This is a genomic window from Bradyrhizobium sp. GW821-FHT13H06, assembly GCF_058803975.1.
On sequence record NZ_JBXAPN010000005.1, the window covers coordinates 20,727 to 39,581 of the forward strand.

An 18,855-nucleotide genomic window follows, 5' to 3' on the forward strand; every position below is an offset into this window, starting at 1 on the left:
AAACGCGACTGTTGGTTTACGCGGCAGCTTGCGCGAGCCGGCTCATTTCCTGCGTGACCAGCTCACGATACGGCCCGTGGCCCTGCATCAGACGCTCGGGCGAGCCGTCCTCGATGATCTTACCATTTCTCAGCACCACCACGCGGTCGAAATTGCGCAGCGTCGCCAGCCGATGCGCGATCGCGATCACGGTGCGGCCGCGCATCAGACGCGACAGCGCCTCGCGGATCGCCTCCTCGGATTCGCTGTCGAGCGCGGCAGTCGCCTCGTCCAGCAGCAGGATCGGCGCATCCTTCAGGAAGGCGCGCGCGATCGCGATGCGCTGGCGCTGGCCGCCGGACATCTTGACACCGCGGTCGCCGACCATGGTGTCGAGGCCGTCAGGCAGGCTCTCGACGAAGTCGCAGCGCGCAGCGATCGCCGCGCGCAGCACCTCGTCGTCGGTCGCATTGGGCCGGCCGTAGCGGATGTTCTCGCGAATGGAGCGATGAAACAAGGAAATGTCCTGGGGCACGACGGAAATCGCCTCGCGCAGGCTCAGCTGCGTCACCTTGGAGATGTCCTGGCCGTCGATGGTGACGCTGCCCTCGTCGACGTCGTAGAAGCGCTGGAGCAGCGTGAACAGCGTCGACTTGCCGCCGCCGGACTGCCCGACGAGGCCGACGCGCTGGCCCGGCTGGAGGCGCAGGCTGAACCGCTCGAAGATCTTCTCGCCGCCGGGATAGCCGAAGGTGACGTTGTTGTACGCGATTGCAGCGCCGCTCTTCACCAGCGGCTCGGCTTCGGGGTGGTCGCGCAATTCGTGCGGCACCAGCAGCGTGGCGATCGCCTCGGTCAGGCGCGCGACGTGCTGGGTGACATCGACCAGCGCCACCGCGAGATCGCGCGTGGCGCTCAGGATGGAGATGCCGAGCGTACAGACAAGCACGACATCGCCGGTCGTCGCCTGGCCCTTCTGCCACAGCGTGATTGCCCAGGCCATCAGCGCGATCGTCAGAAGCACGGTGATGGCGGCATGTAACAGCCGCAGCTTTTCCAGATAACGCAGGCTGCGGCTTCGCGCGGTGAGCTCCCGGTTCACCGTCGCGTCGAACCGCTCGTGCTCGTGGCCGATGCCGCAGAAGGCACGGACCAGCGGCATGTTGCTGATGACGTCGATCATCTCGCCGTCGACCACCGCGGCCTTGTCGGCGAAATCGTCATGCAGCGGCTTGCCGGCGGCTGCCAGATGGAACATCGCAACCACCATGCCACCGGCGATCACGACCAGGCCGAGGGCCATGTAAGGACTGACGGTTCCAATCAGGGCAATTGCCGCAATTGTGGCAATGCAGGGCGGCAACACGTTCCAGACGAACATGTTCTCGACGGTGAACACCGCATTCGACGTCGCCGTGATGCGGCTCGTCAGCATGCCGGGCATCCGGTCCGAGAAGTAGCTCGGCGCATGCCCGGTCAGATGACGAAATATGTCACGGCGCAAATCGCCCGTGACACGGACGAAGGTGAAGCTCGCCGTCCAGCTCGCGATCCGCCACAGGAAGTTGTCGGCCGCAATCAGCGACATGAGCAGAATGAATGCCAGCCATACGCTGCCGCCATGCCCCGGTCCGGCGGACAGGCTGTCGACCAGGGATTTGACGCCGTACTGGGTGCCCACGGAACAGGCGACGGCCGCCACGACGGCGGCCAGGATCACCAGATGCGAGGCGAGACGACGCCGGAGATAGCGCAAGACAAAGGCAAATGGCCTGCGCGCGTATCCAGAAAGCTGATCCATATGGCTATCGCCCCGTTATGCTGATTTTCGTTTCGTTACTGGCCGAGTGAACATCGACCACTTCGCCTCGGTTCCCGGGCAACGTCATCACGACATGCGGATGCGGGCGATGTGCGAAGATCTAGTGGCAGCATCGCGACGATCCCCCGACGTGTCGAATATGTAACGTTCGGAGGAAGGAACTTCGCAGGTGCGGGAACGTTCCCTTGGCTGGGCATAGCCGGTGCCGACGTACGGGGGCTTTCAACGTTCATGATCGCAGAGGAGATGGTGAGATGCGCATCGCGCAGGTAGCTCCGTTGACGGAGGCTGTTCCACCCAAGCTGTATGGCGGCACCGAGCGGGTGGTGCATTGGTTGACGGAGGAACTGGTAGCCCTTGGACACGACGTCACATTGTTCGCCAGCGGCGACTCGCAGACGTCGGCAAAGCTGGATGCATTGTGGCCGAAGGCGCTCCGTCTCGACGGTTCCGTGCGCGATCCCAATGCGCTGCACATGGTGCTGCTGGAGCGGGTGCGGCAGAAATGTGACGACGAGGAGTTCGATTTCCTCCACTTCCATCTCGACTATTATCCTTGGTCGCTGTTCCACCGGCAGCCGACGCCATTCGTGACCACGCTGCACGGCCGGCTCGACCTGCCGGAGCATCAGCCGGTCTTCAACACCTTCTCCAAGATGCCCGTCATCTCGATCTCCAACGCGCAGCGGCGGCCGGTGCCGCAGGCGAACTGGGTGACCACCATCCATCACGGCCTGCCGGAGACCCTGCTGACGCCGAAGCCGGCGAAACAGGAATATCTCGCCGTGCTCGGCCGCATCGCGCCGGAAAAAGGCGTCGACCGCGCCATCAAGATCGCGACCCATTGCGGCATTCCGCTCAAGATCGCGGCCAAGGTCGATCGCGCCGACCAGGATTATTACGACGAGCTGATCCGGCCGATGATCGAGAACAATCCGCTGGTCGAGTTCATCGGCGAGATCGGCGATCACGAGAAGTCGGACTTCCTCAGCGGCGCGCTGGGCCTCCTGCTGCCGATCGACTGGCCGGAGCCGTTCGGCCTCGTCATGATCGAATCCATGGCCTGTGGGACGCCGGTCGTCGCCTTCAACCGCGGCTCGGTTCCGGAGATTATCGACGATGGGCTGACCGGCTTCATCGTCGAGGACGTCATCAGCGCTGCCGGTGTGGTGAAACGCCTGCCGCAACTCGACCGCGCCGCGATCCGCAAGCAGTTCGAGACGCGCTTCACCGCGCGGCGCATGGCGCTGGACTATCTTGCGGCCTATCGCAGCCTGACCGAGGCACAGGCGCCACGGATCAAGCTGGTGAGCAGCGCGGAGTAGAGCTTCTACATCGCTGTCAGTCGAAGTGCCCTCTCCCCCTTGTGGGAGAGGGCTTCGAGCGCGGAGCGGCGTACTCACTTGGGTGAGGGGTTGCTTCCGCATTGGAACTCTCCCAGTGGAGCGATACCCCTCATCCGGCGCTTCGCGCCACCTTCTCCCAAGGGGAGAAGGGAAAGAAACAGCGTCCTATCTGACGATCGCCCGCTTCGGCTCGACGATTTCGAACATCCGCGGGAATTCGTCCATCAGTCCCATCAGTTCGGCGAGCCGCATCGGGTTGCCCGATAGCTCGATCTTGCCGGCAGCGACCGCTTCCGGAAAGCTCGTCAGCTTCGCGATCACCTCATCGAGCGTTGCCCGCGCGAGCGTGAAGCTGGCGTCCGCATTTTCCGCCTGCGCGCCCTCGGTGTAAGTGAGCGCGCAGTTCTCCAGATTGAGCACGAACGTCTCGCCGGTGTCGGAAAAGCGCCAGTTCAGGACGATATGCTTGCCTTCCGCCTTGGGGCCGTTGAGGCGGATGCCGAGGACGTCCCAGAGCTGGGAAGTGCGCAGCGCCGCCAGCGTCTCCCGCGGCATCGGCGGACGCGCCGGCACCTTCGGCATGCCTTGGCGCAATTCCTGCGCGCCGAACAGATAGGCGTTGCGCCAGGTCGCGCTCTCGGCGGCATAACCGAGCTGCTCCAGCGTATCGGCCAGGAGTGCGCGCGCCGCCGCATTGTCCGGCTCGGCGAAGACGAGATGGCCGAGCACCTGCGCGACGAAGCGAAACTCACCCTTGTCGAAATCGGTGCGCGCCCGCGCCAGGATCGCGTCCGCGCCGCCCATGTACTCCACATACTTCCTGCCCGACTCGACCGGCGGCAGCGGATCGAGATTGACCGGATTGGCATCGTACCAGCCGAGATATTTCTGGTAGATCGCCTTCACATTGTGCCGGATGTGGCCGTAATAGCCGCGGCCGTGCCAGGCGCCTTCCAGGCTCTTCGGCAGCTGGATCGTTTCGGCGATCTCGGCTGCGGTCAGGCCGTGGTTCATCAGGCGGATGGTCTGGTCATGCGCGAACTTGTAGAGGTCGCGCTGCTGGCGGATCATCGTGCCGATGCGCTCGCGTCCCCACACCGGCCAATGGTGCTGGCCGCACATCGCCTCGGCCTTGCCGTCCCAGAGCCGCAAGGCTTCGCCCAGATATTTCGACCAGGCCAGCGCGTCACGCACGTCGGCGCCGCGGAACGGCAGCAGATTGTGGAAATTGTGCGTGCAGTTCTCGGCGAGGTTCAACAGCCTGTAGCGCGAAACGAAGAAGTGCATCTCCGCCGGTGCCTCGCTGTTCGGCGCCATCTGGAATTCGAATGCGACGCCGTCGATCACGCGCGTATCGCCGGTCGCCATGATCAGGTCCGTGGGGCGCAGCAGCGCGACGGAGCCCGCCGCCATCGACTTGCCGAGGCCGCAATCGACCTGCCCGCGCGCGCCCTTGGCGAGAAGGGGTCCGAACTGGTACTGCGCCCGGCGCAGCATCGCCGGTCCTGCGATGATGTTCTCGGAGACGGCGTGCTCCATGAACAGGTTCGGCGCGATGATCGGCACGCTGCCAGTGGCGAGCGCATCCTCCGCCAGCACGCCGCGCGCGCCGCCCCAATGATCGGTATGAGTGTGCGTGAAGATGACGGCCGAGACCGGCTTCAGGCCGCGATGCCTGAAATAGAGATCGAGCGCGGCGCGGGCGCCTTCGATCGAGGTCAGCGTGTCGACGACGATGACGCCGCTGTCGCCCTCGATCAGCGTCATGTTGGCGATGTCGAGCCCGCGTACCTGATAGACGCCGGGCACGACCTCGAACAGGCCGTGCTGCATGTTGAGGCGCGACTGCCGCCACAGGCTCGGATTGACCGTGGGCGGCGCCTGCTCGGCGGACAGGAAGCCGTAGGGCTCGAGGCTCCAGACCGTCCGCCCTTGCGGATTCGTGATCGTCGCATTCTCGATCGTGCCGAGGAAGCCGCGCGCGGCGTCGTCGAAATCCCGTCTGTCGGAAAACGGCAGTGCGTTCAGCATCGCCGTTTGCTGCGCGATGACGGACGGCGATGCGTCCTTCGGCTCATTGCTGAGTTCGGTCATTTGCGTCCCCCCGCCTGATGCACGGCATCTAACCGCATCTTGCGGTCGATTGCCATTGGAGGAGACGAAGGAAATGGATGCCTTCTTCCCTTCTCGCCTCCCCGCGAGGAGAGGGTGCATGGGCTAGGCGGCTACGCCTTCAGCGGCTTGGCGCGATGCCGTGGCGTTGTCCGCCATCCGCAGCTCGCTGGCCAGCACGTAGCCGCCACGATTCTGCTTGGCCCGGTACAGCGCCTTGTCCGAGCGCGACAACAGTGCCTCCGCGGTTCGGCCGTCGTCCGGCGCGACGGCAACGCCGACGCTCGCACCGAGATCGATTACCTGTCCGTCAACCTCGTATGGCGTGCCGATCGATTGCACGATCCGCCCTGCCATCGCCTCCGCATCGGATGCGGTGCGCTGCACCAGGACGAACTCGTCGCCGCCCATGCGGATCACGAGGTCGTCAGGCGCGGCCAGCGCCTTGAGCCGCCCGGCGACCTGCTTCAGCAGCGCATCGCCGGCGGGGTGGCCGAACCGGTCGTTGGCTTCCTTGAAGCGGTCGAGATCCAGCGTATGGACGGCAACCATCCCGGCCGACAGCATCACGGGCAGATCCCTTGCCAGCACCGAACGATTGGACACGCCGGTCATCGGGTCGGAGCGCGCGAGTTGCTCGAACTGGCGCTTGAGCGTGATCTGGCTGATCGAGGCGTTGAAGCTGAGCCGAACCATCTCGAAGCTCGCGACCACGTACATCAGAATGAGGAGAGCGAGCCCGACATGACGGAGATCGGGCTGCATGAAGCTCACGATCGCGGCAGGCGCGGCGATCGCGGCGAGATCGAGCAGCGCCGCAGCGGGACGCAGCGCCAGCCGCGCCACCACGCCGGCGCCGAAGCCGAAACCGATGCCGACCGCCATCACGCAGCAGAGCGCATCGCCCAGCACGATGCTGCGCGCAGCGAACACGCCGAGCACGAGGGCCGTTACCACGGTGCCGGCAATGTAGCGCCGTTCCCAGTGCACGGCCTCGGCCCGGCCGAGACGTGGCGAAGCCGCGAGGCGGCGGCGGAATGCAAATATCTCGACGAGACGGACAATCGCTACCACCACGCCGGCGACCGTCAGGCCGGCCGTCATCATGTCACCGGTCTCGTAGGTCGTGATGGCGCCGACCATCGCCTGGCAGGCGGCCGCGAGAATTGTGGGCATCATCGTGCCGTGAAGGCCCGTGATGACTTCCAAATGGACGGCGTCCGAAATCGACGCCGGTCCGGATTCCATTCTGTTGAAAAACATGCCAGCTCCCACCCACTGGCATCTACCGCAGACCCGTAAAGATGCGCTCGCTACTCAACGATCGCATTTGAGCGTGCGGATTTACCGCGCATTAGCCATGTCTCGTCCCAGGACGGGCGGAGACCCATGCTCATTGTCTCCGTCCCGCCCCGCGGCGGCTACATGCCGAGCAAGCGAGGCAGCCACAGCGACAGGCCGGGCCAGTACGTCACCACCACGAGGAATCCCAGCATGGTCAGGAGCCACGGCCACACCGCGACCGTGAGCTCGGTGATCCCCATCTTGGCGATGCCGGAGGCGACGTAGAGGTTGAGGCCGACGGGCGGATGGCACAACCCGACCTCCATGTTGACCGTCATCAGGATGCCGAAATGGATGGGGTCGATGCCGAGCTTGATCGCGACCGGAAACAGGATCGGCGCCATGATCAGGATGATGGAGGACGGCTCCATCACGTTGCCTGCCATCAGCAGCAGCAGGTTGACGAGCAGCAGGAAGCCGATCCAGCCCAGGCCCTGGTCGATCATCCATTGCGCCAGCGCCTGCGGTACGTTCTCGTAGGTCATCAGGAACGAGAACAGGACGGCGTTGGTGATGATGTAGAGCAGCATCGCCGAGAGGTTCGCCGACGACAGCAGCACGCGCGGCACGTCGCGCAGCTTCAGGTCCTTGTAGATGAACACGGCGACGATGAAGGCGTAGACCGCGCTGACGGCGGCAGCTTCGGTCGGCGTGAACAGGCCGCTGTAGATGCCGCCGATCACGATCACGATCAGCAGGATGCCCCAGATCGACTTGCGGAATGCATCGAGACGCTCGAGGAAGGTGGCTTTCGGCATCCGCGGATAGTCGTTGCGCCAGGCCCGATAGAACGTGGTTGCGCCGAGCAGCGAGGCGAGCGCAAGCCCCGGCACGATGCCGGCGATGAACAGCTTGCCGACCGAGCTGTTGGTGGACACGGCGTAGAGCACCATCGGGATCGACGGCGGGATGAGAATGCCGAGCGAGCCCGACGTCGTGATCACGCCCGCGCCAAACCGCTTCGGAAAACCTTGCGCGACCATGGCGGGAAGGATCACCGAGCCGATCGCCACGACGGTTGCCGGCGAGGAGCCGGAAATGGCGGCAAACAACGCGCAGGCGACCACGCCCGACAGCGCCAGACCGCCGTACCAATGGCCGACCAGCGAGGTTGCGAAGGTGATCATCCGCCGCGCCACGCCGCCATGGGTCAGGAAGTTTCCGGCGAGGATGAAGAACGGGATCGCCATGATCTCGAAATTCTCGATGCCGGTGAACAGCTTCAGCGCCACCGATTCCGTTCGCACGTCGGTCAGCGTGAACATGAAGCTGAGCACGGTCAGACCCAGCGCGATCGAGATCGGCATGCCCGTCAGCATCAGCGAGAGCAGCAGCGCGAACACGATGGCGACGCGCACGCCCTGCGGCAGCGTGATGAGATGGCCTGCATGGGCGAAGCATATCGCGACGATCAGGACCGGCAGCAGCATCAGGATCCAGCCGAGCGGGCTACGCTCGTCGCGGACGACCTGGCTCGGCGTGACCGGGGCCGGATGCACCGGATCCGCCTCGACACCCTCGACGCCCGCCATGTCGTGATGCGGCAGCTCGCCGGTGCGATAGAACGACCAGGCAACCTGGAGGAAGCGGAAGCACATCAGGCCGGAGCCGAGCGGGATCGTGAGGTACACTATCCACATCGGCGCTTCGAGATCGTTGGACTGCTGGCCGCTCTGCCACATGTGGGTGACGAAGGCGGCCCCGAAATAGGCGACGATGGCGGTGAAAAGAGCGCCGCACAGAAGGCCGAAGGTGATCACGCGCCGGCGCGACCCGCCGGGCAGGATGTTGACCAGCACGTCGACGCCGACATGGATGCCGGTCCGCACGCCATAGGCGGCGCCGAACTTCGCCATCCAGATGAACATGTAGATGCAGAGTTCCTGCGCCCAGGACAGGTCGAGAGCGGCAAGCCACACGAACACCGCTCGCGCCGGCACGGCGAGGAAGGCGAGATTTCGCGCTTCCGCCCATTTCGCGATGTCGATCGACAGTCCTGCACCGTAACGGTGCAGCACGGCGACGAAGATGAGCGATGTCGCAGCCGCGATCATCGTCGCGATCAGCCACTCCTCGAGATGATCGAGAAAACGATTCAGCGCGCGCAGCAACTTGGTCCCCCCGGATTGGATCATTCAAGCGCAACGGCCGGGAGTGCGATCACCCCCGACCGTTGGTATTGTTCTTGTTGGGGCGCAGCCCGTCAGTTCATCTTGACGTCGAGTTCCTTGGCAAGGAGATCGAGCACCTCCTGCCCGACCCGCCCCTTTGCCCATTTATAAGTCGGCTGCATCGCCTCCTGCCAGGCCTTGCGGTCGGCGTCGGTGAGATAATGCAGACTGGTCTTGCCCGTCTTCTTGATCTCGGCCAGCGCGTCCTCGTTCTCCTGCCGCGCGATCGAGTTGGTATAGTCGGTCGCCTCCGCCATCGCCTTGTCGAGCTGGCCGCGGATATCGGGCGGCAAGCCGGACCAGAACTTCGAGTTGACGATGACGGCATACTGCAGATGCGCGTGATAGGATACGGTGATGTCCTTCTGCACCTCGTAGAACTTCTGCGTGAGGTAGTTTGACGCCGTGTTCTCGCAGCCGTCAACCACGCCGGTCTGCAAGGCCTGATAAACTTCCGAGAACGCCATGATCTGCGGGATCGAGCCCATGATGCGGAGATACTGGTCGGCGACCTTCGATCCGGAGATGCGGAATTTCAGCCCCTGGAAATCGGTCGGCTTCAGCAAGGGACGGTTGGCGGACAGCATGTGGAAGCCGTTGTCCCAATAGGCGAGCCCGGTGATGCCCTTGGCCTCGAGCTTCTGGAACAGCCACTTGCCGATCGTGCCCTTCATCGCGCTGGCATAGGTCTGGTCGTCCCTGAACAGCCAGGGCAGGTCGAGCGCCTCGAACTCCTTGATGCCGAGCGGCGCGAATTTCGCCGTCGAGGGCGCAAGCATCTGCACCGAGCCGAGCTGCAGCGCCTCGATCTCCTCCTTGTCCTTGTAGAGGGTGGAGTTCGGGTAGACCTCGACCTTGACCTTGCCGTCGGTGTATTTCTCGGCGAGCTCCTTGAATTTCAGCGCGCCCTTGCCCTTCGGGGTGTCGTTGGCGACCACGTGGCTGAACTTGATGACGATGGGACTCTGGGCTTGGGCGATGGCAGGAGCCAAAAGAACAGCCGCGGCGGTGACCGCGGCAAGCAGCTTGCGCATGAACGTACCTCCCAACAACTCGGAAACCGGGTTCTTCTTGTTTTTCGGGTCGGTCCTGGCAGCAATCCGCTACTCGAACAACTGGACCCAAGCCCTGTTTGCCGCAGCCAAGCTAACTTGAGGACCGCTGCATGCGCAACCCGGTGTCCGCGCGAGTCCAAAGGGAACGAGCGCTTATGCCGCAATGCGGCAGCGCAATCAGCCTTTGCGCTGGGCGACCATGAAGAGGCGCCGGAACGGGAACAGCGTCTGCCCCGCAGCATTCTTCGGATAGGCCTTTGCGACGCGCATCCCGTAGGCGGCTTCGAACGCGATCTTCTCCTCGCCTTGCAAGACGTCGAGATAGCGCGTCAGCCAGGTCCCCTTGGTCCATTCCTTCACGGGGTTCTCGCCTTCGAGCACCTGGAGATATTCGGTCTCCCAGATGTCGATGTTGGCCGACATCGGCGCGAGCAGATCGTGATAGAAGGCCGGTCCCTCGACCGGCGGCGGGGTGACGAGATGCTCCACCTTGGACCGCCACGGACCATCCAGCGCGGTCTCGCCGATCAGCACATGCGAAGGCGCGGTGAAGTTGCGCGGCATCTGCACCGCGAGCATGCCCCCGCGCGCCACCTTCTCCATCAGCGACGGAAACAGTGCCGCATGATCGGGCAGCCAGTGCAGTGCGGCATTGGAATAGATCAAGTCGTACTGCCCGGCGGGACTCCAATGGCCGAGATCCTCATGTGACCATTCCACGTCCGGCGCCGCCTTCCGCCCCGCGGCAACCATCTCGGCCGATCCCTCGACACCGGTCACGCGCGCATCCGGCCAGCGCTCCCTGATCAGCTTCGTCACGTTGCCGGCGCCGGCGCCGAGATCGGCGATCGCGCGCGGGGCAAAATCCGGAATCCGCATCAGGAGGTCGACGGCGGGCCGGAGCCGATGGCCGGAGAACTTCAGATATTGCTGCGGATCCCAGACCATCATGTCAGCCTTTTCTTTTTCGTGTTTCCTTCGCCGAGGCTCCTGGTTACCACTGCTCGTCTCGGTTCGGCAAATCGTCGCACGCGGGATGGGGCAGGAAACGAACAGCAAAACGCAAGCAACCAAGAACACGCAAAGCAACCAAGAGAGCGTGCGACCATGGACCTCGGGCTCAAATCGAAAACCGCTGTCGTCACCGGCGCGAGCATCGGCATCGGCCGCGCCATCGCCAGGGGCCTTGCGGCCGAAGGCGTGCGCGTCATCGCCGTGGCGCGCCGCACCGACCTGCTGGCCGAACTGGCGAAACAAATCGGCGGCGGATTGATCATGCCGTTCGAGCAGGACGTGATGGCCAAGGACGCCGCTGAAAACATTGCGGCCTTCGCGCTGAAGGAGTTCGGCCATGTCGACATCCTCGTCAACAATGCCGGCGGCAGCCGTCCCCTCCCCGTCGATGCGCCCGACAGCAAGTGGGAGGAGGCGATCGCGCTCAACTTCACCAGCTATCGCCGCATCGCGCATGCGCTGCTGCCGCAGATGATCGAACGCAAATGGGGCCGCATCGTCAACATTACCGGCAAGTCGGAGCCGGAAGGCCTCAACGCCGCCTTTGCCGCCAAGGCCGCGGTGCACGCCTGGGCCAAGGGCCTGTCGCGCGAGATCGGCGCGCACGGCATCACCATCAACTGCATCCCGCCCGGCCGCATCATGAGCGAACAGATCCGCCGCAACTACGCGCCGGATTACCGCGAGCGTTTTGCCGAGGAAGAGATTCCGGTCGGCTATTGGGGCGAGCCGGAAGACCTCGCGGCCCTCGCGGTGTTCCTGGCCTCGCCGGTGGCGCGCTACATCACGGGCACGGTGATCCCGGTGGATGGGGGTTTGCGGAGATATCAGTTTTAGGTGGGTGACAGACGACCGCGACGATCCGCGACCGACGCGATGCGACAGCTTCACGTCGGCAGCGCCGGTTGATCTGGCCAACGGGTTGATGGTAACTAGAATGACCGGTACACGCCGGGCTGTCGATGAGCGCAGTGCATTTCAGTGCTTCGCGCGCGCTTCGTCTGAATCTCTGTGCGTGATGGCGAACAATTTGGGGAACGGCAAAGAATTGGGTGCTGGACGTCGTGCGCCGATGCGCAAGCGCGGTCGCGAGCGGCTTCAGCTTCTGCTCGATGCCACCGCAGACCTGCTCGCCGAACGGCTGGACGAGGATATCAGTCTCGCTCAAATCGCCGAGAGAGCAGACGTGCCTCTCGCCTCGGTCTATCACTTCTTTCCGAACCGAGGCGCCGCCTTTGTAGCCCTGGCGCAACGCTACCACGCCGAGATCGCGGCGCGCGCCGCGGGCCCGGTTCATCCTCGTCCTCAGACCTGGCAGCACTACATCGCCAACAGCCAGAAGGCCGGCGCAGCGCATCTGAACCGCAATCCTGCAGCGCTGCGCCTTTTCATGGGCGCAGGCGTCAGTGTCGAGGTGAGAAACACGGATCTCAGCGGCAACGCCCATCTCGCAAAGCAGCGTACCGCCTATCTGCGTGCGACGTTCGACATGCCCAAGGTACCGGATCTGGAGAAATGGGTCGCGGTGTCGATCGCGCTCGTGGATGGAATCTGGGCGCTGTCCTACAGCCTCCATCGATCCATCACCCCGGAATATCTCGAGGAATCGATCAGATGCTCCATCGCATATTTGCGATGCTACCTGCCGGAAGTCGTCGATCGGCGCGCCCCCTGACCCCGCCTCTAATCATATAAAATTCCACTATCTCTCGGGACACCTACGCTCCCCGCTTCCGCCGTGGGCGGCTCTGTGACCATTTTTTGCTCATATTTCTGTATGATCGTGAAAATGCAGGGATCTTTTCCTGGAAGATGCGCCCAAAGACTCCGCTTTATAATCGAAATTAATATCAATATCATTCCGCGCATGGTGAGGTCCGCGCCTGATCTCCGTTTCCCTGAAAGGAGTGCCATGAACCGCCGAGACTTCTTGAAAGCCGCAACCGCCACGGCGACGGCCACAGTTGCAGCGCCTCGCCTCGCCTCGGCGGCGGGTGAGAAGGTCCTGACCTTCGTTCCGCAATCCGATCTCACTTTGCTCGATCCTGTGCAGACGACGGGGCTCGTGACCCGCAACCATGCACTGATGGTGTTCGACACGCTCTACGGCGTCGACGAACGTTTCGAAGCACAGCCGCAGATGGTGGCTGGTCACGAGATCGACCGCGACGGCCTGCGCTGGACATTGACGCTGCGAGAGGGATTGAAGTTTCACGACGGCGAACGGGTCCTGGCGCGGGATGCCGTGGCCAGCATCAAGCGCTGGTGGAGCCGAGACGTCTTCGGTGGAGATCTTCGCAGCGCCACCGCTGAACTCTCCGCAACGTCCGACAATACGATCGTCTTCGACCTGAAGAAGCCTTTTCCTTTGCTGGCCTATGCGCTGGGCAAACCGTCGAGCGTGTGCCCCGTCATGCCCGAGCGCCTCGCGCTCACGCCGGGCACGGAGCAGGTCAAGGAGATGATCGGCAGCGGACCGTTCCAGTTCGTGCCGGATGAACGCATCGTCGGATCCCAGGTCGTCTACAAGCGGTTTGACGGCTACGTCCCGCGACCGTCAGGCACCGCCAGCTTCATGGCCGGCCCCAAGACCGTCCACCTCGACCGCGTGATCTGGCGCGTTCTGCCGGATGCGGCGACGGCCGCGGCCGCCCTTCAGGTCGGCGAGGTCGACTGGTGGGAGCAACCGACTCCGGACTTGTTGCCGCTGCTCGCCAAGCGAGGCAACATCAAGGTCGAGGTCAAGGACACCGGCGGCTATCTCGCGATGATCAGGCTCAATCATCTCGTTCCCCCCTTTGACAATCCCGCGATCCGTCGCGCCATCCTGTCGGCCATCAGCCAGACGGAATTCATGACGGCCGTCATGGGCACCAATGGCGCTTTCTGGAAGGACAATGTCGGCTTCTTCCTGCCCGCCTCCCCCTTCGCAAACGATGCCGGCATGGACGTCTTCGCGGGGGCGCCGGACTACGCCAAGGCCAAGCGCGATCTGCAGGCGGCGGGCTACAAGGGCGAGCGTATCGTCTTCGTCGTCCCGACCGACCTCCACGCCCTCAACTCCATGAGCCTGGTCGCCGCCGACATGTTCAAGAAGATCGGCCTCGAAGTCGATTACCAGGTGTCCGATTGGGGCACCGTGTTGCAGCGTATTGCGTCGCAGCGCCCGCTCGACCAGGGCGGCTGGAGCGCATGGTGCAATTACGTCCCCGGCGCGTCCGCGATCAATCCCGCCGCTCACTCCTATCTCAGGGGCATCGGCAAGGCCGGCACCTTCGGCTGGCCGAGCAGCGAGAAGATCGAGGCCCTGCGCCTCGCATTTCTGTCGGCCGAGGACGACAAGGAGAGACAGCGGCTGGTTCGGGACATCCAGGCGCAGGCCATGCAGGACACCCCCTACCTGCCGCTTGGCTACTTCGCGCAACCGGCCGCATACTCCCAGAAGCTCAGCGACATTCCCTTGGGCTTCTCCCAGTTCTACGGTGTGAAGAAGGCCTGATCCCCAGAGCCCGTCGATCACACCTCGACCCATGCAATCAACGCCTCGGTGGGATGGCCGAAAACATGAACGACTTGCACGCCGAATTGGGTTACGCAACCGCGCTGGAACTGAAGGCGCGCTTTGAACGCCGCGAGCTCTCGCCGGTAGAAGCCGTATCAGGCGTCCTCGACCGGATCGCGGCGCTCGAGCCGGCGATCAACGCGTTCTCCGTGGTGATGAGAGACGACGCATTGGTGGCAGCACGGGATTCCGAGCGGCGCCTGCGCAGCGGGGAGGCTCGGCCGCTCGAAGGAATTCCCGTCACGATCAAAGACGCCTTCGGTGTCGCCGGCTACGAAACGGCGACCTGCACGCATGCGCTGAAGGGCCCCGTTGCCCGCGAGGACAATGTCGTCGTGGCGCGACTGCGCGATGCCGGCGCGATCATCCTCGGCAAGACCACGATGTCCGAATTCGGCTGGTCCGGCATCAGCCGCAATCCGGTGACGGGCGTGACGCACAATCCGTGGAAACGCGGCTTCAATGCCGGCGCCTCGTCCGCAGGCGCAGGCGCAGGTGCAGCGGCCGGCTACGGACCGCTGCACCTCGGCTCGGATGGAGCCGGCTCGATCCGGATGCCGTCCCATTTCTGCGGCGTCTTCGGCTTGAAGCCGACCTTTGGCCGGGTCCCCTACGCGCCGGTCTCCAACAACGACTACGCCACCTATATCGGCCCGATGACGCGAACCGTTGCCGACGCCGCGCTGATGCTGGAGACAATGGCCGGCCCGCATCCGCTCGACCACACATCGTGCGAAGCGGCGCCCGATGCCTACCTCGCGAAGCTGAAAACCTCGATGAAGGGCAAGCGCATCGCCTTCAGCCCGGATCTCGGTCACGCCCGTGTCGATGACGAGATCGCAGGGATCGTTGCATCGGCGGCCAAAGTCTTTGCCGGGGAGCTTCAGGCCGAAGTGGAGATCGTGACGCCGCCGTGGGGGCCGCAGGGACCGGAGCTCGGGCGCTTCTTCTGGGCGGCTCTCTGGGGGCGCCGGGCCGGACTGCTGCCGGAATGGGAAGGCAGCATGGGCAGCGACCTCGTCGCCTGCATTCGCGAGGGAGCCAACTATTCCGCGACCGAGTACATGAACATGCGCGAGCGCAAATTCGCGTACGTCGCGCAGATATCGAGCTTTCTCGAGGATTGGGATTATCTCATCACGCCGGTCGCCTCGGTTGCGGCCTTTCCCGTCGAGCGGGTCAGACCGGAACATTGGCCCGATCACGATTGGGATTGGCTTGAATGGGCGGAATTCCTCTACCCCTTCAACATGTCGAGCCACCCGGCGGCGAGCGTGCCTTGCGGCATGACCCGCGCCGGCCTGCCCGCGGGCCTGCAGATCGTCGGCCGTCGCTTCGACGATCTTGGCGTCCTGCAGGCAGCCGCCGCCTTCGAGGCTGCAATGCCGTGGAGACAGCGTCGTCCCGACATCGCGATGCCAAGCTGACGCGCGGCCCCAAATCCGACAGGACAATCCATGATGAGAAATTCGAAGGACTCCGAACTGCGCGAACGCGCACGGCAGGTGATCCCGAAGGGCATGTATGGTCACGAATCGGTCGCCCTTCTTTCAGAGGACTTTCCGCAATTCTTCTCGCGAGCCGAGGGAGCCTATCTCTGGGACTGCGATCACAACCGTTACGTCGACTACATGTGTGCGTTCGGTCCCAATCTGCTCGGCTACCGGCACCGCGGCATCGAGGAAGCCGCACGGGCTCAGGCCGCGATGGGAGACACCATGACCGGTCCCTCCGAGGCCATGGTCGTGCTTGCGGAAGACCTCGTATCGATGATCGGGCATGCAGCCTGGGCCATGTTCTGCAAGAACGGAAGCGATGCGACCTCGATGGCGATGGTGACGGCACGGGCTTATCGGGATCGCCGCAAAATTCTCGTCGCGAAGGGCACCTATCACGGCGCGGCCCCCTGGAATACTCCCAACATGAAGGGCATCACCGCGGAGGACCGGGCCCACATCATCTATTTCGACTACAACGACCTCGACAGTGCGACGGAGGCGTTTCGCAAGGCCGCCGGCGACGTCGCCGGCGTCTTCGCGACGCCATTCCGTCACGAGACGTTCAACGACCAGTACGCGCCCTCGGCCGAATATGCGCTTGGACTGAGGAAGCTCTGCGATGATGCGGATGCGTTGCTGATCCTCGACGAGGTACGCACCGGCTTTCGCCTCTCGCGCGACTGCAGCTGGTCGGTGCACGGCGTTCAGCCCGATCTCAGCGCATGGGGCAAGGTGCTCGCCAACGGCTATCCGATCTCGGCCCTTCTCGGCTCGGAGAAGGCGCGCAGCGCAGCGTCCAGCATCTACGTCACGGGATCCTTCTGGTTCTCCGCCGTGCCGATGGCGGCGGCGATCGCGACCCTGCGGGAGATCCGGACGAGCGATTATCTCGAACGGATCGTCGCCAGTTCCACGCGGCTGCGGGCGGGGATCGCGGCGCAGGCCTCCGCACACGGCATTGCGGTCCGCCAGACCGGACCGTCGCAGATGCCACAAATCCTGTTCGACGACGATCCGGACATGCGGAAGGGTTACTTCTGGGCCAGCTTCGCAGTTCGATCTGGGGCCTACCTTCACCCCTATCACAACATGTTCTTCAACGCCGCCCTGACGACGGACGACATCGACAACACGCTCGACATCACGGATAGAGCCTTCGCCGAACTGAAGCGGCGCCTGTCCTCCCTGCCCGCCCAATCGAACGAGCTGGTGCTGCAACGCCTCGGGCGGTGAAGGCGGGGATGAGTTCCGCCTGAGCCAAACGGGGGACGGCTGCAGCCGCGCCCGCTTACGGCAACGCTGCCGGTGTTTTGCCCGACGTGTCAACGTGATCGCGGCGACAAACGATCGTCGCGACGGAGTTGTAAAAACCCTTGTCGATCAAGGTGCCTTCTACTGTGCATGGGGTTGTTTTCGCATTTTTGTCCAAGCGCACAGCCGCGGGCGGTGCGCATACACAGCATGCACATGTGTGTCTGTGGCAGGTGGCCCGTCCGTAGTACATGCCGAGGTCCCCTCGGCCACGCCCTCGGCGCAACGCGCCGGGCAATGACATCAAGGCAATGACAATCACGTTACCTGCCGCGGCCCGCGAGGCCGACCATCCCGTCACCGACGGCCTTCCGGCCACTCAGCGGCGCTGGGCCATCGCTGCGATCTTCACCGCGCTGGCGATGGCCTCGCTCGACACCGCGATCGCCAACATCGCCCTGCCCGCAATTGCCGCCGATCTTCGCGTCACACCGGAGCAGTCGGTCTGGGTCGTCAACGTCTACCAGATCGCGCTGGTCGCAACCCTGTTGCCGCTGGGCGCGCTCGGCGAGATCGTCGGGCACCAGCGCATCTATCTCGGCGGCCTGATCCTGTTCACCATGGCCTCGCTGCTCTGCGCGGTGGCGTGGTCGCTGGACAGCCTGCTCGTCGCGCGCACGCTGCAGGGCCTGGGCGCGAGCGGCATCATGAGCGTCAACACCGCGCTGGTGCGCTTCGTCTATCCCGGACGGCTGCAGGGCCGCGGTTTCGGCCACAACGCGCTGGTGGTCGCGACCGCCTTCACCTTCGGTCCCTCGATCGCCTCCGCCATCCTGGCGATCGGCCCGTGGCCCTGGCTGTTCGCCGTCAACATCCCGTTCGGCCTCGTCGCCATCGGCATCGGCTTTGCGATGCTGCCGAAGACCCCGCGCGCCGATCACGGTTTCGATTTTCTCGGCGCGATCCTCGCCGCCGCCTGCCTCGGCCTGTTCATCACCGGCATCGGCAGCGCCGCGCACAACCTGTCGCCGGTGATCGTGGGTATCGAGCTGGTCACCGCCCTCGCGCTCGGCTTCATCCTGACGCGCCGCCACGCCGACCATCCCGCGCCGATGCTGCCGATCGACCTGTTCAGCCGGCCGATGTTCGCGCTGTCGGCGGCGACCGCGGTGTGCTCCTTCGCCGTGCAGGGCCTCGCCTTCGTCTCGCTGCCGTTCTACTTCGAGGACGTGCTCGGACGTTCGCAGGTCGAGACCGGCTTCTTCATGACGCCCTGGCCGCTGGTGGTCGGCATCATGGCGCCGATCGCGGGGCGCCTCTCCGACCGCTATGCCGTCGGCCTGCTCGGCGGCATCGGCCTCGTGCTGCTCGGCCTCGGCATGGCGCTGCTCGCCATGCTGCCGGCCAATCCTGCGATCCCCGACATCATCTGGCGCATGGTGATCTGCGGCATGGGGTTCGGCTTCTTCCAGGCGCCGAACATGAAGGCGGTGATGTCGAGCGCGCCGCCGCACCGCAGCGGCAGCGCCTCGGGCATCGTCGCCACTGCGCGCCTGACGGGACAGACGACCGGCGCGGCGCTCGCCGCAGCCTGCTTCGCGCTCGCAGGTCATGACGGCGCGACACTGGCGCTGGCGCTTGGCGCAGGCTTTGCCGCGCTCGGCAGCGTGATGAGCTTCCTGCGGTTGGCCGTGAAGTAG

At 64.3% G+C, this 18,855-nt stretch carries 13 protein-coding genes and 1 pseudogene; 7 read left to right on the top strand and 7 right to left on the bottom strand.

Features of this window, described 5'->3' with window-relative positions:
- Positions 1–16: 16 nt before the first annotated feature.
- Entirely contained in the window at positions 17–1,780 is a 1,764-nt protein-coding gene (locus AC1RQP_RS21595) for an ABC transporter ATP-binding protein (RefSeq protein WP_492938446.1), read from the bottom strand.
- 275 nt (positions 1,781–2,055) lie between these two features.
- Here AC1RQP_RS21595 and AC1RQP_RS21600 point away from each other — a divergent pair, with 275 nt between their 5' ends.
- The gene (locus tag AC1RQP_RS21600) at positions 2,056–3,126 is read left to right on the top strand and encodes a glycosyltransferase family 4 protein (RefSeq protein ID WP_239622111.1); all 1,071 of its coding nucleotides are present in this window, start codon (positions 2,056–2,058) and stop codon (positions 3,124–3,126) included.
- A gap of 186 nt (positions 3,127–3,312) precedes the next feature.
- On the opposite strand, the gene AC1RQP_RS21605 is transcribed toward AC1RQP_RS21600, so the two are convergent.
- From AC1RQP_RS21605 to AC1RQP_RS21630, 6 genes and pseudogenes are all read right to left on the bottom strand, one after another.
- Entirely contained in the window at positions 3,313–5,241 is a 1,929-nt protein-coding gene (locus tag AC1RQP_RS21605) for an alkyl/aryl-sulfatase (RefSeq protein WP_492938447.1), read from the bottom strand.
- Between the two features lie 123 nt (positions 5,242–5,364).
- The gene (locus tag AC1RQP_RS21610; RefSeq protein ID WP_492938448.1) at positions 5,365–6,522 is read right to left on the bottom strand and encodes a diguanylate cyclase domain-containing protein; all 1,158 of its coding nucleotides are present in this window, start codon (positions 6,520–6,522) and stop codon (positions 5,365–5,367) included.
- A gap of 158 nt (positions 6,523–6,680) precedes the next feature.
- Positions 6,681–7,961: a TRAP transporter large permease gene (locus tag AC1RQP_RS21615; protein ID WP_239629628.1), complete on the bottom strand. Its 1,281-nt coding sequence runs from the start codon at positions 7,959–7,961 to the stop codon at positions 6,681–6,683.
- Between the two features lie 216 nt (positions 7,962–8,177).
- Positions 8,178–8,738, bottom strand: a pseudogene (locus AC1RQP_RS21620) (TRAP transporter small permease); the annotation flags it as partial.
- Between the two features lie 68 nt (positions 8,739–8,806).
- Complete coding sequence (locus AC1RQP_RS21625; protein WP_492938449.1) at positions 8,807–9,808, bottom strand: DctP family TRAP transporter solute-binding subunit; 1,002 nt, start codon at positions 9,806–9,808, stop codon at positions 8,807–8,809.
- Positions 9,809–10,006: 198 nt separating this feature from the next.
- Complete coding sequence (locus AC1RQP_RS21630) at positions 10,007–10,777, bottom strand: methyltransferase domain-containing protein (RefSeq protein ID WP_492938725.1); 771 nt, start codon at positions 10,775–10,777, stop codon at positions 10,007–10,009.
- Between the two features lie 159 nt (positions 10,778–10,936).
- On the opposite strand from AC1RQP_RS21630, the gene AC1RQP_RS21635 reads away from it, so the two are divergent.
- The 6 genes from AC1RQP_RS21635 to AC1RQP_RS21660 all read left to right on the top strand — a co-directional run bounded on the left by AC1RQP_RS21635 (position 10,937) and on the right by AC1RQP_RS21660 (position 18,855).
- On the top strand, positions 10,937–11,680 hold the full coding sequence (locus tag AC1RQP_RS21635) for an SDR family NAD(P)-dependent oxidoreductase (protein WP_492938450.1): 744 nt from the start codon (positions 10,937–10,939) through the stop codon (positions 11,678–11,680).
- Between the two features lie 4 nt (positions 11,681–11,684).
- Positions 11,685–12,518, top strand: coding sequence for a TetR/AcrR family transcriptional regulator (locus tag AC1RQP_RS21640; RefSeq protein WP_492938451.1), 834 nt, complete (start codon positions 11,685–11,687; stop codon positions 12,516–12,518).
- 237 nt (positions 12,519–12,755) lie between these two features.
- Complete coding sequence (locus AC1RQP_RS21645; RefSeq protein WP_492938452.1) at positions 12,756–14,342, top strand: ABC transporter substrate-binding protein; 1,587 nt, start codon at positions 12,756–12,758, stop codon at positions 14,340–14,342.
- Between the two features lie 65 nt (positions 14,343–14,407).
- Positions 14,408–15,832: an amidase gene (locus AC1RQP_RS21650; RefSeq protein WP_492938453.1), complete on the top strand. Its 1,425-nt coding sequence runs from the start codon at positions 14,408–14,410 to the stop codon at positions 15,830–15,832.
- A gap of 30 nt (positions 15,833–15,862) precedes the next feature.
- Complete coding sequence (locus tag AC1RQP_RS21655) at positions 15,863–17,137, top strand: aminotransferase class III-fold pyridoxal phosphate-dependent enzyme (RefSeq protein ID WP_239622103.1); 1,275 nt, start codon at positions 15,863–15,865, stop codon at positions 17,135–17,137.
- Between the two features lie 329 nt (positions 17,138–17,466).
- Entirely contained in the window at positions 17,467–18,855 is a 1,389-nt protein-coding gene (locus AC1RQP_RS21660; RefSeq protein ID WP_492938454.1) for an MFS transporter, read from the top strand.

Coding starts and splice junctions, on each gene's coding strand:
- AC1RQP_RS21595 (WP_492938446.1), bottom strand. CDS start 1,780: ATGGATCAGCTTTCTGGATACGCGCGCAGGCCATTTGCCTTTGTCTTG.
- AC1RQP_RS21600 (WP_239622111.1), top strand. CDS start 2,056: ATGCGCATCGCGCAGGTAGCTCCGTTGACGGAGGCTGTTCCACCCAAG.
- AC1RQP_RS21605 (WP_492938447.1), bottom strand. CDS start 5,241: ATGACCGAACTCAGCAATGAGCCGAAGGACGCATCGCCGTCCGTCATC.
- AC1RQP_RS21610 (WP_492938448.1), bottom strand. CDS start 6,522: ATGTTTTTCAACAGAATGGAATCCGGACCGGCGTCGATTTCGGACGCC.
- AC1RQP_RS21625 (WP_492938449.1), bottom strand. CDS start 9,808: ATGCGCAAGCTGCTTGCCGCGGTCACCGCCGCGGCTGTTCTTTTGGCT.
- AC1RQP_RS21630 (WP_492938725.1), bottom strand. CDS start 10,777: ATGGTCTGGGATCCGCAGCAATATCTGAAGTTCTCCGGCCATCGGCTC.
- AC1RQP_RS21635 (WP_492938450.1), top strand. CDS start 10,937: ATGGACCTCGGGCTCAAATCGAAAACCGCTGTCGTCACCGGCGCGAGC.
- AC1RQP_RS21645 (WP_492938452.1), top strand. CDS start 12,756: ATGAACCGCCGAGACTTCTTGAAAGCCGCAACCGCCACGGCGACGGCC.
- AC1RQP_RS21650 (WP_492938453.1), top strand. CDS start 14,408: ATGAACGACTTGCACGCCGAATTGGGTTACGCAACCGCGCTGGAACTG.
- AC1RQP_RS21655 (WP_239622103.1), top strand. CDS start 15,863: ATGATGAGAAATTCGAAGGACTCCGAACTGCGCGAACGCGCACGGCAG.
- AC1RQP_RS21660 (WP_492938454.1), top strand. CDS start 17,467: ATGACAATCACGTTACCTGCCGCGGCCCGCGAGGCCGACCATCCCGTC.